This window comes from Streptomyces sp. SID14515, assembly GCF_010548505.1.
Classification (GTDB): Bacteria; Actinomycetota; Actinomycetes; order Streptomycetales; family Streptomycetaceae; genus Streptomyces; species Streptomyces caviscabies.
Genome location: NZ_JAAGMH010000027.1, coordinates 99,522 through 116,003, shown reverse-complemented (window position 1 = coordinate 116,003; position 16,482 = coordinate 99,522). Strand labels below are relative to the sequence as shown.

Genomic DNA, 16,482 nt, shown 5'->3' with positions numbered 1-16,482 from the left:
CGCTCCTCAGCGCTGGGGCGGCGGGACGGACGCCAGCTCGCGTGCGGCGGAGATCAGTGCGAGGCGGAACGTACGCGCCCCGGGGCGGGCCGCCGGATCCTCCCGCAGCGCGCCGGCGACCGCGTGGACGAGACGGTCCGGTACGGATTCCGAGCCGCGGTAGGCGGGCAGCCCGGGGTCGGGGATGCGGCCGGTCAGCGCGCGGTGGAGCAGCGCGCCCAGCTGGTAGACGTCGGTGGCGGGCCCCGGGCGGACGCGGGAGCCGTGTCGCTGCTCGGGCGCCTGGTAGGGCCCGGCGTTCTCGCCCCGGCGCGGCGGCACGGTGGCCAGGCCGAAGTCGCGAAGCACCATCCGGGGCCGGTGCATGACGACCGCGGTCGGTCGGAGCGCACGGTGCGAGTAGCCGGCGTCGCTCAACCGTTCGAGACTCTGGGCGATGTCGGCGAGCCCCTTCACGAGGGACCACAGGTGGTGCGGATCCGTCGGCGTCGGCGACTCGGGCAGCAGCTCATGGACGGTCCCCGGAGGTCTGCCGAGCTTGGGGTCGTCCGGCCAGGCCAGAGCGAGTGTGGAGGTCTTCCCGCTGCGCGTCAGCTGTACGACACCGGGGCCATGGAGCCTGCGGCACAGCTCGGCTTCCCGTTCGAGTGCGGCCAGGGGGTCGAATTGGTCCGGGCCCGGCGGCGGCCCTGTCCGTTCGACCTGGCGCAGCCAGGCATAAGCACCGCGACCGGCTCCGTCGGGCACCACGCGAGCCACTGCCTGACGTCGCAGCACGTCGCCGTCCCGCGATTCGTGAACGAGGTCGCCGGGGCCTTCGTACAGCAGGTACTGCTGACCTGCGACGTCGAGGACGGGCCGACTGCCCCAGGCGGCCGACCGGGTGGAGCGGTCGGGGGCGGACACCATGACCACGGCGGGTGCGCTGCGGGGCTCCTGGGCCACCTGGCGCTGCGGGCGCAGGTCGCGCAGCACCCGCATGGCGAACGCGGCGGCGTGCCGCGACGCCGTCTCCTGGGATCCGGCGGCGTCCCGTGCGGATTTGTCCGGGTCGGCGAAGTCGCTGATGCCGCGGATGGTGAGGGCCCGCACCGCGCGATTCATCCTGGTCGCCTGGGTGACGCCGTGGCTCTCCATGTCGATGGCCACCGCGTCGTTGTAGTGCCGGCGGATCCGTCGAGCCGTCTCGGAGTCGCGGTTGCCGAGGAGCACGTCACCCGACGCGATCGGCGCGAAATGCACCTTGGGCGGTGTGGCCGGACGGGGGCCCGGGAGGAGAAGAGCCCAGGGTTTGTTACGACAGGCGGAGCGCACCAGCTGGTCCACGGCGTACTCCGGCGACCAGGTGTCCGGGCGGGCCGAGAACCCGTCCAGGCTCTCGCGTCCACCGTGGTAGCTGTGAACCTTGCTGGCGACGACGACGTCACCGAGACGGATGTCGTCCTTGAGCGCACCGGCGACGCCGACGAAGAGCACGGCCTCGGCGTCGAAATGCCCGATCGCTGACTGCGTGACGAGGGCTGCACGGGTATTGGTGGGCCCCGTCTCCGCCAGCGCCACCTCCCAATTGAGGCCGGGTATCCGGCCGACGTCGAGAAGGGTGCCCTCCGGCAGTTCCACCGTGCGGTGGTCCACCATGTGCCGGTGAACCGCCTCGTATTCCACCTGCAAAGCCGTGAGCACAACCGCCGTGGGTCGTCGCCCGCTCGCCCCCGTCAATGAAAACCCTCGCCTTCGCAGGTCTGAGACCGAACCTCGTCACTTCCGGCTGCGGTCCCGCCCGGTGGCGGAAACAGCAGGAACGTGCACTCTAGCCTGGCCCTGCGAAGCGTATTCATGAGCCGGTCCCGCCCCATGACGCCCGCCGCCGGAACAGTAGGGAACGAGCCAATCCGGCACTTCGCCGACGGCCGGCCCAAGGGACCCGCATTTGATCACCATGCGGTGCAGGGACAATTCTCGGCCGCTAATCGTACGCATAGGGTGTCGGCATGTCGCTGAGCCACATAGTCCTCGCTTCCGGCCGTACGATCCGGCTCACCGCGCTACGGATGTCCTACGAGCTGTAGCGACGCGTGCTCCCGCTCACGGCACGGGCACGGGTACGGACACGGCCCCCGGCACCACGCGCATACCCAGCCCCCGCACCCGGTAGATACACGTGTCGTCGCCCCACAGCGACGCGTCCGCCACGGCATAGGGGCCCTGTGCGTCCGTGCCGCTCTCCACGATGTCCATGTCCACCCGGATCAGCCGGTTGGCCGGGGTGATCTGGCCGCGGTACGTCCAGGCCGCCTCGCGGCCGGGCAGCACCGGTTCGAACCTGGGGGCGGCGATCCCGTCGGCCGCGCCGCGTTCGAGCAGGTGGTACTGGAGAAGCTGGCACATGGCCTCGATGCCCAGCGAGCCCGGCTGCACCGGGTCCTGGAAGAAGTGGGCCCGGAAGAACCACGCGTCCGGGTGGACGTCCTTCTCCGACCGCAGCCGCCCGAGCCCCGCGCGTCCGCCGTCCGGCCAGTGGCCCGTGATCCGGTCCAGCATCAGCAACATCGGCCCCGGCAGGCGCGGTTCCCCGGAGCAGTACCGGGCGGGGCGGGTGGTCAGGTCGACCGTACGGCCGCAGGGCTCGTCCAGACGGGCCCGGTCGTCCGCCGAAGTCGCCAGACCCTGCTGGTCGTCGAAGGCCGACGGGGGGAAGTAGCCGAAGACCGTGGACAGTTCGAACACGGTGATGTCGTCGGCCGTGCACGTCACCAGGAACGACTCGATGATCATGTCTCCGCTGTGCGAGAGGCGGGTCAGCTCGGCCCTGGTGCGGACCGTACGTGTCGCCGGGGTGACCTCGCCGGTGACCGTTCCCGACCCGTCGAGATTGCGGAACAGCAGGTCCGCCTCGCTGGTCATCGCGCTGCCCACGTACGAGGCGAGCCATCCGCAAGGTTGCAGCGCGACCTCCATGAGGACGGCGAACGGCATGGTGCGGCCGGCGTTCTCCTCGAAATACCACGCCCGGTCCGGTACGTCGTACTCGGCGACGACGACGCTGCCCTCCCGCATCCCGCCCTGCGGACCGTCCACCGACACGATCCGGCTCATGAAGTGGTACGGAGGGCCGGGCAGCCTGGCGACCCGGCGGGTGCCGTCGAAGGGCTCGTACATCGTGCCGAACGCCTCGCTCGGCCGGCCCCACGCGCACGCCAGCAACGACGCGTGGTCGAAGGGGAATCCGTCGGCCGCCACGGCCACCGGCTGCTCCTCCCGGTGCCCCGCAAGCCCGCCGAGCCGCGGCAGCGGCACCGGCACGCCGTCGGCCTGGACGGCGGGTGGGCCCAGGTGCCGCCAGCGCGACAGCGGCCAGTCGGGGACCAGCCGGAGCGCCATGTCGCGGCCCAGGAACGCCTTCACCCCGTCGACCGAGCCGAGGACGTCGGCGTGGAGCGTGGGCACCGGTCCGGCCGAGACGCCGCGTACGAACACCTCGTAGACGACCCGCTGGGACTCCGGGGTCGCCTGGCCCCGGCACATTGCCCTGGCGGGATGCTCGCCGACCGGTTCGAAGCGCCAGCCGTCCCGGTCGACGGTGAAGCCCATGGCCGTCAGATAGAACGCCATCGCCTGGAGACCGCCCTGCAGCATCAGCGTGCCCGGCATACAGGGGTCGTTCTCGAAGTGGCCGGTGAAGAACCAGTCGTCGGGCGACAACGCGGTCTCCGCGCGCAGATATCCGCGGCCCCACGGGCCTCCGGACGGATCGAACGAGGTGACCTCGTCCAGCAGCCGCAGCCGCTCCTCGTCGAGCAGGGGCGAGCGCACATGGGCCGCCGTCGCCTCCCAGCCGGGCCCGAAGCAGTCCGCCGGACGCCCCTGCGCTAGGGCTCGCAGCCGGTCCGTGCCGAACCGGGTCCGTTCGCAGCGCACGGCCGGCGGGTCGAGCGGCAGATCGTCCCCGGGCGGGTGCTCGGCGGGATCCCAGCGGACACCACCGCTGCCCGCCAGCTCCGCCGGGGTGAAGAAGCCGGCCTGGCCCTCGCGGACACTGAGCCGCAGCTCACCGTCCACGTAACAGTCGTAGTGGAAGAAGGCCAGCCGGACCCCGTCCGCCTCCGCGTGGCCGTCGACATGGATCTCGAAGCACAGGGTGTCGCCGGGTTGCGGCGGGCTGCCGTGGAAGGTCACCTCGCAGCCGAGCAGCCGGTAGGCGCGCTCGCCCCGGTTGAGGAGATCGACCCCCAGCCAGCTGAGCAGCAGCAGATCGGCCTGGCCCGCCTCGATCAGCACCCCGGCCGGCATCCGCCCCGTGGCGTCCAGGTACCAGCTGTCGGGCAGGACGTCGGTCTCCGTCCAGATCCTCCCGTCCGTGCGGACCGGACCCGGCAGCACGAGCGCCGCGGGCACCGCGTCGATGCCGGTGACCCGGTCGGCGAACAGCATGGGCGGCCCGGGCATCCGGGTCTGCACCGCGTAGCCGTCCTGCTCGGCGAAGCGCGGACCGAACAGGCTGGAGATCTCGCGGGAGGCGAGATGCTCCAGTTGGGCGCGGTCGAAGGTCGGCCCCAGGGCTGTTGCGGAGGTGGCGGGCAGTGGGCCGGGTGCGGGTGCAGGGGCGGGAGTGGGCGTGGGTGCGGGGCCTGTTGTGCCTCCTGTCGTGCTTCCTGCTGTGGTCAGCACCTGGACGGTGCGCGCGGACATGCGCAGGAACCGCTGGTGCGCCTCGGTGTGCGCGGCCATGACCTCCTGGTGCAGCGCGGCGACCCGCAGATGCCGCCGGGCGATCATGCCGCCGACCCCCGCCGCCCCCGGCTCCGGCTCGCCTCCGGCGGGCGGCACGGCGACGGTTACGGCGATGTCGGTGGACGGCGGCGGGCCGGGGGCCCTGTCCGGTACCGGGGCCAGCTCGGGGGCCCGGGGCAGTACGGTCACGGCGGGCTCCAGGGGCGGTAGGCGCGGAGAAGGAGGTACGGGAACGGTGACGGCGGGGCCGGGGCGCGGGAGTTCCGTCGCGGCCTCGGCGAGCCGGGCGAGCAGTGCGTCGGCCTCCACCGGCACTCCGGCGACGACGAGTTCGCCGACCGCGAGACACAGCTGCCGCAGCCCGGTGTCGCCCGGGGCGTCCAGCGCGACGGCCACATGCTCCCGGTCGCCGAGCACCCGCTCGATCCAGCCGGTGCACAGCCTGCGCGGCCCGTGCTCCACGAAGATCCGCACACCGTCCGCCCAGGCCTGCTCGATCGTGGCCGCGAAGTCGATCGTGCCGAGGCCCTGGGCGGTGAGCGCCTCGGCGGCCCGCTCGGTCGTCGGCCGGTACGCCCGGCCGGTGGCTCCGCTGTAGAAGCGGACCCCGGGCACCTCGACCGTGGGGCGGCGGTGGGCCTCGCGCCACACCTCGCGGACCTCCGCCAGCTCCGGGGCGTGGGCGGCCATGTCGTAGTCCAGCTCGATCGCCAGGTCGGCGCCGATCCTGGCCACGACGGCCGAGCAGGCCCGGGACTCGCCACCGATGACACAGACACCGGGCGCGTTCACCGCCATCAGGTGAACGGCCGCCTCCCCGGCGAGCTCCGCCCGTACGGCCTCCACGGGTGCGGCGATCAGATGGCTCGACCACTTCTCTCCCCGGATGCCCCGCTGCCGCCAGTAGCGCCGCACCGCCCGCAGCTCACCGGTGAGTTCGGTGGTGAACAGACCACTGTCCCGGGTGGCTTCGTACAGCCCCGGGGCGTCCGGCCACGCGCCCAGCGCGACCAGCGCCGTCGACTCGCCCGAGGAGTAGCCGATCGCGGCGTCCGGCCGCAGTCCGAGGACCTCGCGGCTGAACACCGTGTGGAAGACGGCCAGTTCGGCGACCGCCCAGATCTGGCCGAGCACTCCGGGCTCCGTACGCGCCCGCAGCCGCGCCCCCACCGCCCGGTGCTCCTCCCGGACGGTCTCGCCCAGCGACGGCCACGCGAGCGCCAGCTCATGGCCCATCCCCGGGTACGCGGCCGAGCCGTTGGTGTACACGAAGGCGGTCTGCCCGGTGACGGGACCGTCCCGGTACAGGACATCGGCCGGGCGGATTCCGCCTTCCGTCAGCCAACGGCGGGCCACTTCCCTGCGGTCCGCCGACGCGGTGCCGCCGTCGACCACGAGCGCCAGCCGGGCCGGGCCTGCCGAGGACTCCGTACCGGATTCCAGCGCGGCCAGCACTTCCGCGCGGTCGGCCCCGGAGAACACCCGCAGGCGCGGGGCCGGGCCCCGCAGCCACGGCCGGGCGTCCCCCGCGCGCAGCCGTACGCTCGCGGCCGGCCCCTCCAGCGGGGTGACCACGGCCCGCGCGGTGTGGGCGACTGCCGCGGTGTCCGCGGGCGCGCCCGGCCGGGGGACCGCGCGGTGCTGGAGCGAGAGCGCCGCGACCGCGACGGAGACCAGCCCGGACGCGGCATGGGCACGCCCGAAGGCGGACGCCGGGTCGAACGCCGCGTCGGGGCCGTCGCCGATCACCATGTCGGGTGTGCCGGTGGCCTCTTCGTCCAGCAGCGCGACGACGGTGTCGCCGTCCTCGCGGGCGGCGTCCAGGGGCTTGAGGACCAGGACGACGGCCGCGTCCCCGGTCTCGTCCGTATGACCGAGCTCCCGCAGGGCGGCCCGGTGGACGGCTTCGCAGGACAGGTCGGTGGCGCCGACGAGCGCGGCGTCGGCCTCGCCCGACCGGATGGCCCGAGCCGCGAGCTCCAGCGCCACCAGCCCGGACGCCTCCTCCGTCGACACCGTGAACCCGGGCCCCGCCAGGTCCAGTTGGGTGCTGATGCGGTTGGCCGCGAGGTTCGGCATGCTGCCCACCACGCCCTCCGCCGTCATCGCCGGGGTGAACGCCTCCCGGGCGAGATCCGCCGCCTCGTCCGTGACCGGCACGCCCGACTGCTCCAGCCAGTACGGAATCCGCCAGCGGGCGCCCGCGCGGGCCACCTCCGGGTCCACGCCCGTACCGATGACCACCATGGTCCGCTCGCGGGGCAGACGCACCGTCCGTACGGCCTCCCGGGCGGCCTCCAGGACCAGGAGCTGGTGGCGTACGGTCCGCTCCAGCGCCAGCGGCGGGAAGCACAGGTCCGTCAGTTCCACCGCGATCTCCGCGACGGGGCCGCGCTGTTCACCGCCCAGCACCGCCCGGCGCAGGTCCTCGGTGGACGTTCCCTCGCCGACCCGGGCGCCGATGGCCACGATCGCCACCGGTGTACGGGTGTGGGGCGCGTCGGCCGCCGGAGCCGGGGTCGGGGCTTGGGCCGTCGCGCCGTCGGGCCGTGCGGTGGACAGCCGGGCGTGCCCCGGCCGGGGGCCGGCGGGCGCGGCGGCGCGGTCCGGGGCGTCGACGATCAGGTGGGCGTTGGTCCCGCCGAACCCGAAGGCGCTGACCGCCGCCCGGCGCGGCCCCACCCACTCCTCCGGCGCGGCCAGCACCCGCAACGGCGTGCCCGCCAGCACGTCCAGGGGCTGTTGTGCGCCGAGCGTCGCCGGTCGCACCCCCGCACGCATCGCACCGAGCACCTTCAGCAGCCCCGCCACACCCGCCGAGGCCAGCAGATGCCCGACGTTCGACTTCGCCGAACCGATGGGCACGTCCTCACCCGCCCCGAAGACCCGGGCCATGCCGCGCGCCTCCACCGCGTCCCCGACCGGCGTCCCCGTCGCATGGCACTCGACGAGCGACACCGACTCCGGAGCGACGCCCGCCCCGTCGTACGCCAGGCGCATCGCCCGCACCTGGCCCTCCTCCGACGGGCTGATCAGCCCGGAGCCGCGCCCGTCGTTGGACAGCCCCACGCCGCGGATCACACCGAGCACGGGCAGCTGTGCGGCGCGGGCGTCGGACAGCCGCATCAGGGCGACGAACCCGGCGCCCTCGCCGTGCACCAGCCCGTCCGCGTCCCGGTGGAAGGGGCGGCTGCGCCCCGTGCGGCTCGTCGCGGACAGCCCGCAGAACCCCACATGGAGGTAGAGGGGGTCGGGGCGGCTGACCGCACCGGCCACCATCAGGTCGGCCGTGCCGTCGTGCAGCCGGTCGCACGCCAGCTTGATCGCGTACAAGGAGGACGCGCAGGCGGCGTCGAGGGACCACGCCCCCGCGCCGAGCCCGAGCGCACGGGCCGCGAGCCGGGCGGGCAGCCCGGAGGAGAAGCGGTTACGGGCGTCCGGACGCGCCCGACGCCCGTCCGTGAGCAGGGCGTCGCGGAGCGGGGGCCGCTGCGCGGACAGCCAGACGTGTTCGGCGAAGGCCGCGCCGGCGGCTGTGGGGTACGACAGGTTCCCCAGCACCAGACCTCCGCGCGGCAGGCGCTCACCGGTGCGGCCCGCCTCGGTGAGCGCCTGCCGCACCCCGTACAGGACCCAGTGGAAGAGCGGGTCCAGCGAGGCGATCCGCTCCGGGGCGAGGTCGAAGCCGCCCGGATCGAAGACGGAGTCGAACCCGTGGACGTAACCGCCGACATCGGTCCACGTGCGGTCGAGATGGTCGTCCACCGATCCCATCGCCCAGCGGCGCGGCAGCCGCCACCGGTCCGCCGGGGCGGCCGACAGGCTGACGCGGCCGGCGGCGATGTTCTCCCAGAACGTGTCCGGGTCCAGCGCGCCGGGCAGCACACAGCCCCGTCCGACGACGGCGATCGGTTCGACATGCATGGGGATCTCGCTTCACGGCGGGGCCGAGGCCCGGGCGGCGGGGCCAGGAGGGGCGGCAGTGGGTTCAGGAGGAGCTGTAATGGGTTCAGGACGGGCGGCGGACGAGTTCCACGCCGAGCAGTTCGAGCCGGACGAACCCGTCGGCGTCGATCAGTGCCGCGTCGCAGCGCGCCCCCATGTCGTGCGCCTTCCGTCCCCGCACCACACAGCGCACGGCGCCGTCCACCGGGCCGCGCCGGTGCACCCGGCATTCGGCGACGGCCATCGGCAGCGTCGCCGCACCGAGCACCTTCTCGCCCCAGAGCAGGGCGAGTTGCAGCGCTCCGTCCACGGCGGCCGGATCGAGCGGCCCGGGCTCATCCGCTTCCCAGCCCAGGGCCCGCAGGCCCGCGACGGTCGCCTCGGCCCCGTGCTCCGAGACACCGCGCACCGTGCGCAGGGCCTGGAACCGGGGTCCGTGGAAGAGGACGTCCCCGTCGTACGGATCGGTCCGGTCGAGCGGCTTCAGGCCGTCCGGGGTGTCCCAGGCGGCCGCATCGGGCTCCTCGACCGCGGTGTCCAGGACGGCCCGGAAGTGCGCCGGGCCCACCTCGCCCCGCAGTTCCGCCTCCAGGCCCGACGGCGAGCCGGGCGCGCCCCCGCCGCCGAGCACGGTGAGCCGGTGGCCCGCCCCGGAGAGCTCCGGCAGGGCGTACTTCTGGTACACCCGCAGATCACGCAGGACGAGCCGTCCGGACTGCGGCAGCCAGGCCGTGGCCGCGCCCGCGAACCAGTCCAGGACCATGGCCACGGGCAGCACGGGAGTCCCGGCGGGCGCGTGGTCCGCCAACTGCGGCAGCGTGTCCGCGCGCACCAGCAGCTGGGCGCGACGCGCGTCTCCGGCCGGGGACAGGGCGGCCGGATCGTCCCCGGCCGCCAGGACGACGCAGACCTCGCCGACGGCCCCGTCCAGCTCGGCCGTGAAGGCGGCGGCACCCTGCGCCAGAGGGATCAGCGGCACCCCGGACCTGCCGAAATGCGCGGCCAGGGCCGGAGTGACCATGCCGCCCTGCCAGGGCCCCCACGCCACGCACCGCACCAGGCAGCCGGGGCGGCGGGCCCGCTCGGCCGACGCGACCTGGCGCAGGACCTCATTGGCCATGGCGTAGTCGCTCTGCCCCGCGTTGCCGAACACGGCGGCCACCGAGGAGAACAGGCAGATCGTGTCCAGCGGATCGTCCGCCGTCGCCGCCAGCAGCGCCCGCAGGGCGTCCACCTTGGTGGACATCACCAGCTCGGCCTGCTCGTCGGTCTTGTCGGCGATCAGCTTGTCGGCCAGCACCCCCGCACCGTGCACGATGCCGGTGACCGGCCCCCAGGTCTCGCGCACCTCGCGCAGGGCGGCGGCGAGGGCATCCTCGTCCCGGGCGTCCACCCGTACGTATCGGACGGTCGACCCCGCGGCCTCCAACTCCGCCAATGTCGCCCGTACTTCGCGCGCCGCCAGGATCTCCCGGGCCCGCTCCGCGATCCGGGCGGGCGAGGAGTCCGCCGCGATCCCGGCCGAGCGGTCCGCGAGCAGGCGGGTGAGCGCCGCCTCGTCGGTCGCCGACGCCAGCCCGGCCGGCTCGGCGGCCGGATCGGTCCTGCCCAGCAGCGCGATCCTCGGACGGTGGGTCCTGGCCAGGTCGAGCAGGGCGGCGGCGGTGACCCCGCGCGCCCCTCCGGTGGCCACGATCACCGAGTCGCTGGTGATCCGTCCCGCGCCGCCGGGCGTCACCGGCTCGGGCGCCGTCCGCAGCAGCGCGCGGGCGCCGTCCGCGCGGAGACCGACCTCCATGTCGGCCCCGCCCCGGAGGAGTTCCCGTACGACGGACTCGGCGACCTGCTCGTCGTCCCGGCCGCCCCGCTCGCAGTCGACGACCTTGACCGAGGCGTCCGGCCACTCCTTCGCCGCGGTCCTGGCCAGCCCGGCGACCCCGCCCAGCCACGCACGGCCGGCCGCGTGGCCGCCGAGCCCGAAGTCGCCCCCGGTGTCCTGGACGCTCACGAACACCCCGCCGTCCGCCGCCGCTCGTGGCGCCATCGCACGCGCCGCGCGAAGCGCCGACCGGTGGACCTCCCGCGCCGCGTCCGGAGCGTCGCTCGCGGTGAGTCCGCCGAGGTGGACGACACCACGGGCGCCCTCGGGCACCTCAGCCGCGGCGGTCGCGTCCACGCCGTGCTCCGTGAGCTTCCGGGCCACGAGCGAGACGATCGAGCACCCGTCCCCGCCCTCGCCGGTCACCACGACGGGACCGTCCAGCAGGCCCGCCGTGGCCAGCCCGGACGCCGGAGCCTCCACCATGCGCGGCACCAGCCGCGTCAGCGGTGCCGGCGGCGTTGGTCCGGCCGCCTCGTGGGTCGTTTCCACCGGGGCGGGAGCTTCGACGACCACGGAGGGCCCGGCGGGCCGGGCGTCGCCGGTGAGCGCCTCGACGATCTCGCGCAGTGTACGGAGCTTGCCGAGCTGACCGACGTCTCCCGCCGCCACATCACCCACCTGCCGGCGCACGGCCGACAGGATCTCGACGCGCTTGATGGAGTCGACGCCGAGATCCGCCTCCAGCTCCATGTCCATGTTGAGCATGGCGGTCGGGTAGCCGGTGAGTTGGGCCACCACCGACAGGAGCAACTCCTCCAGCTCCGCCGGCGACAAGGACACCGTGTCGCCGGCGGGAGCGGGAGTGGCCTCCGGCGCGGGGATCTCGGTCACGACAGAAGCTGAAGGAACCGTTGGAATCGGCGGAACTGGCGGAGCCGCTGGGGCAGGTGCGGCAGGTGCGGCAGGTGCGGCAGGTGCGGCAGGCGGCGCAACGGCCGCCGGTGCGGGCCGCGGTGACGAGGCCCGGGGCAGCGGCAGCGGCGGCGCGGCGGCCGTCACCTCCACCGCTCCGCCCGCGCCCGGCCCCCCGAGCATGGCGGCCAGAGTCGTCTCGGCCATGCGCAGAAACGCCATATGGCTTTCCGTCAGCAGGTGTTGACAGGTGGCATGAGCCTCCGCCGTCTGCCGATGGACACTCTCGACGGCGGCCAGCCAGTCGCCGTCGGCGACAGCCGCCCCGTACGCCGACGTCGGCTGCGGGGTGGGGACCGGGGAGGGGGCTTGCGCGGGCATGGGAACCGCCGGGGTGTGGGGCGCGGATACGGGTACGGGAATGGGTACGGGTGCGGAAGCCGGGTCGGAAGCCGGGTCGGAAGCCGGTTCGGAAGCCGGTCCGGGAGCGGGCCGAGGCCCGTGCCGCGGTGCCTGTTCCGGTGCGGGCTGCGACCGTTCGACGACGGACGCGGTGCGTGGCGACGGTTCGGCGGACGCGGCCCGTGGTGGCGGCCCGGCGGACGCGGCGCGCGGCGGCGACTGACCGTAGTTGCCTCCGCTGATCTTCACGGTCATTCGGGGCTCGGGCTCCTTCGCTGAGGCTTCGGGCCGGGCGTACGGGGCCCAGAGGGTGTCGAGATCGAGAGGGACACCGCGTACGGCGAGTTCGCCGAGCGCGGTGTGCAGGGTGTCGGCCCCGGAGCGGGCCGACCGGTCCAGGGGCACCGCCGTGTGCTCGCGGTCGCCGAGGATCTGCCCGACCAGACCGGTCAGCGCCGCGCCCGCGCCGACCTCGACGAAGGTGCGTACCCCCGCCGCGTACATCGCCTCGATCTGGTCCTGGAAGAGCACCGGCGAGGCGAGGTGACCGGCGATCCGGCGGCGCACCTCGTCCGGGGCCGACGGATACGGCCGCGCGTCCGCGTTGCCGTAGACCTGGATACGGGGCTTCGCGAGCGCCACCGTGCGCAGATACGCGGCGAGCGGTTCGACGGCCGGGGCGACCAGCGGACTGTGGAAGGCGGTCGACGCGGTCAGCCGGCGGGTGCCGACCCCCGCCGCCGAGAACGCCTTCTCGGCCTGCCCGACCGCCTCCACCGAGCCCGAAAGCACCACCTGGCGCGGCGAGTTGTGGTTGGCGGGCCAGAGGTCGCCGAAGCCGCCACGGGCCAGCACCTCGGCCACCTGCGCACGGTCCGCCGCCACCGCCAGCATCGCGCCGGAAGCGGTCGCCGCGTCCCGCATCAGCTCACCGCGGCGACGGGCCAGGCCCACCAGAGCATCGGCGTCCAGCACACCCGCGCAGTGCAGCGCAACCAGCTCGCCGAAGCTGTGGCCCGCCACGCAGTCCGGCCGCAGCCCCAGCCCCCGCACCACCTCCAGCAACGCCAGCGCGTGCACCGCCAGCGCCGGCTGCGCCCACTCGGTGGCGTCCAACAGGGCCGCCCGCGCGGTGCGTTCCTCGTGGGTGAAGGCGGGCGGCGGGAACACGACCCGGTGCAGGGCGCGTCCCTCGAAGCGGGTCGGCCCCAGCCGGTCCCACACGGCCTGGGCGGCCGGCGCCAGCATCGCGAGATCGGCGCCCATCCCGACGTACTGGGCCCCCTGTCCCGGGAACAGGAAGCCGATACGGCCGGGCGATCCCTTCCCGTACGCGTACCGGATGCCGGACGGCGTCGAGAACGCCGCGTCGGGCCGCTGCCGGATCGACTCGGCCGCCTGCGCGTGCTTCTTCCGCAGGTCCTCGGCATCGGTGGCGACGACGGCCAGCCGCGCCCGGGCGGCGGACGAGAAGGCGGCGTGGCTCTCCCGCGCCAGCGCGGCCAGCGGACGCCCGTCGTCCGGCACGGGCGGTACCAGGTCCGACGGGGAGTCGCCGCTGAACAGGACGAGTTCGCTCGGGGCCGTGCGATGGCGCGGAGCCGTACGCCCCGGGGCGGACGAGGGCGTGTACTCCTCCAGCGTGACATGGAAGTTGCTGCCGCCGAAGCCGAAACTCGACACCGCCGCCCGGCGCGGATGACCGGCCGGCCGGACCCAGGGGCGGGCCTCGGTGTTGACGTAGAACGGGCCGTCCGGGTCGGCGGCCGCCGGGTTCGGCCGGTCGACCTTGACCGTCGGCGGCAGCACCTTGTGGTGCAGGGCCAGCACCGCCTTGAGCAGCCCCGCCGCGCCTGCCGCGCACTTGGTGTGGCCGATCTGCGACTTGACCGAGCCGATCGCGCACCACTGCCCGTCCGGGCGACCCGTAGCGGCGAACACCTCGGTGAGTGCAGCCAGTTCGGCGGTGTCCCCGGCCTTCGTGCCGGTCCCGTGCGCCTCGACCAGCTCCACGGTCTCCGGCCCGTAACCGGCCTCCTCGTAGGCGCGGCGCAGAGCCCGCGCCTGACCGTCGGGCAGCGGCGCGTAGATCGCCGTGCTCCGGCCGTCGGACGAGGTGCCGATGCCCCGGATCACCGCGTGGATCCGATCGCCGTCGCGCTCCGCGTCGGACAACCGCTTCAGCGCGTACATGACGACCGCTTCGCCGAGCATGGTGCCGTCGGCCGCGGCCGAGAACGGCCGGCAGTCGCCGCTGGGGGAGAGCGCGGGCGTCTTGGAGAAGCACAGGAACATGCCGATGTCGTTCCCGGTGTCCACGCCGCCGCTGATCACCAGGTCGGCCCGGCCGAGGGCCAGTTCACCGACCGCCGTCGACAGGGCCGCCAGCGAACTGGCACAGGCCGCGTCGGTGGTGTGGTTGATGCCGTGCAGATCGAACCGGTTGGCGATCCGGCCCGCGACGACGTTGCCCAGCAGCCCGGGGAAGGACGACTCCCGCCACGGCTCGAAACGGGCCGAGATGCGGTCGCACACCGCCTCCGCCTCGGCCTCGCCGAGTCCGCTCTCCCGCAGACCCGCGAGCCACAGCGGCCGCTGGGCACGCCCGTACATGTGCGGAAGCAGTTCGAGGGCGGCCGCGCCGAGAACGACACCGGTCCGGTCCCGGTCCACCCCGGCCAGGCCGCCGGCATCCTTCAGCACCTGGTCGGCGACCATCAGGGCGAGCAGCTGGGAGGTGTCCGTCGCCGGCAGATTGGCGGGGGGCACCCCGTAGGCCATCGGGTCGAAGTCCACCTCGGGAAGGAAGGCGCCCCGACGGGCGTATGTCTTGTCGGGGGCGGCCGGATCCGGGTCGTAGTGGTCCTCCACCCGCCAGCGGGAGGCGGGCACCTCGGTGAGCAGGTCGCGGCCGCCGGTCACGATCCGCCAGTAGCCGGCCGCGTCCGTCGCGCCGGGCACCAGTGCGCCCACGCCGACCACGGCGACGGGGACCTGGCGTGGGGTGGAGCCGGGCACGGTCTCTCCTCGGGGTCGAACGGTTGTTGCCGGATCCTGGGTGGCTCCGGGGCCGCTCACGCCAGCTCGCACGGCGTGTACGCGAACGCCTCGGTCGGCAACGGAACGCCGTAGGTGCGCAGTTGATGAGCGCGCGTGAGCACGGCGGCCCCTTCGAGGAGGTTCAGCGCGATCTGCACCACGGACCGGTGCGCCGGCTCGGCGAGGAAGGTGCCAGCCACCCACCGGTTGAACGCGCCCATCGCGGGCCCGCACCAGATCTGGTAATCGGCCCGCCGCGCCCCCTCCCCGGCGATCGCCCACCGGCTGGACCGACCCAGATACCCCCGGAAGACCAGGGCCATGAGGTGCTTCGGGTCGGCCTCCGCGCGGGCGGTCTCCGTAGGATCGCGCTCCTCCCAGAACGCGCGGGTACTCCGCCAGGCCTCGTCGAACGGGGCGCGCAGCACATCGCGTTCGATCGAGGCGCGCAGCGCGGACGGGATCTCCTCCAGCGAACCGTGGGCCCGGTACGCCGCGAACAGCCGGCCGGCCCGCTGCGCGAACATTGTTCCCCGGGACAGCACCTGCACCTTCACCCCGAGCTCGAACATGTCGGCCGAGGGCGCCATGGCCACATCGGAGACGTCCGCCTCGCAGAGCATCGCCTTGGCCTCGTCGGAGAGGCCCGCCTCGACCGCCGTCTGGTTCACCGAGCCGACGACGACGTAGGACGCGCCGAGGGCGAAGGCGGCGGCCACCGCGTCCGGTGTGCCGAGACCGCCGGCCGCGCCGAGCCGGACCGGCCGGCGGTATCCGAACCGCCGGCACAGCGCGTCGCGCAGGACGGTGATCCTCGGCAGCAGGACCGACAACGGCCGGTTGTCGGTGTGCCCGCCGCTGTCCGCCTCCACGGTGATGTCCTCGGCCACCGGCACCAGCGCCGCCAGCTCCGCCTCCTCGCGGGTGAGCTTCCCCCGGGCGACGAGTGGCTCCAGCAGTGCGGACGGGGCGGGGGAGAGGAACCTCTCGGCCACCTCGGGCCGCGAGACCTTGGCGAACAGGCGTGTACGCCGGATGATGTCGCCGTCCGCGCCCCGGCGCAGCCCGTGGGCCGCGCACAGCACGACCGCCGGGGTCAGCTCCATGTACGCCGACGCGGAGATCCGGGGAACACCGCAGCGCAGCAGCAGTTCGGCGACGCGGAACTCCAGCGCCGGTTCGGCCGGGGAGTGGATGAGGTTGACACCCCAGTTCGGGCGGGACTCCAGCTCGTGCGCGAGCGTGTGCACGGCCCGCTCCACCTCGGCGTACGCCAGACCGCCCGCCCCGAAGAAGCCGAGCATCTCCGCCCGGGCCGTCGCCGCGACCATCCGGGTGGTCGCGATGCCGTTCGCCATCTCACCGGCGACATAAGGGAAGCGGACGCCGTGCGCCTCGCAGAAGGTACGACCGCCGAGCCACTCGGGGTACAGCGGTGGCAGCGTACCGAGCACCGGGACGCCGGGCGGTGGGCCGGTCGCGAGCCCCAGCTCCCGGCCGTCCGGCCCGCTGACGACGTGGACGGGTTCCCGGATCCGCCGGGCACGGGCCGCGATCCCCTCGGGCGAGAAGGCCGGCGGGGACGCGGCGGTGGCGCCGGGAACAGTGAGGACGGACACGCGAAGGCTCCA

4 protein-coding genes are annotated in these 16,482 nt (G+C 74.2%); all 4 read right to left on the bottom strand.

All coding sequences use genetic code 11. The features are described from left to right. Positions 1–6 precede the first annotated feature (6 nt). Positions 7–1,683: a hypothetical protein gene (locus G3I54_RS04730; protein WP_343240269.1), complete on the bottom strand. Its 1,677-nt coding sequence runs from the start codon at positions 1,681–1,683 to the stop codon at positions 7–9. Between the two features lie 402 nt (positions 1,684–2,085). Then, complete coding sequence (locus G3I54_RS04725; protein WP_164611397.1) at positions 2,086–8,655, bottom strand: polyketide synthase; 6,570 nt, start codon at positions 8,653–8,655, stop codon at positions 2,086–2,088. An 85-nt stretch (positions 8,656–8,740) separates the two neighbouring features. Continuing rightward, on the bottom strand, positions 8,741–14,830 hold the full coding sequence (locus G3I54_RS04720; RefSeq protein WP_164611395.1) for a type I polyketide synthase: 6,090 nt from the start codon (positions 14,828–14,830) through the stop codon (positions 8,741–8,743). Between the two features lie 56 nt (positions 14,831–14,886). Then, positions 14,887–16,470 (bottom strand): PfaD family polyunsaturated fatty acid/polyketide biosynthesis protein, encoded by a 1,584-nt coding sequence (locus tag G3I54_RS04715; protein ID WP_164611393.1) that lies wholly within the window; start codon positions 16,468–16,470, stop codon positions 14,887–14,889. Positions 16,471–16,482 lie beyond the last annotated feature (12 nt).

Excerpts from the sequence above, each read along its gene's own strand:
- G3I54_RS04725 (WP_164611397.1), bottom strand. The coding sequence starts at position 8,655 with ATGCATGTCGAACCGATCGCCGTCGTCGGACGGGGCTGTGTGCTGCCC.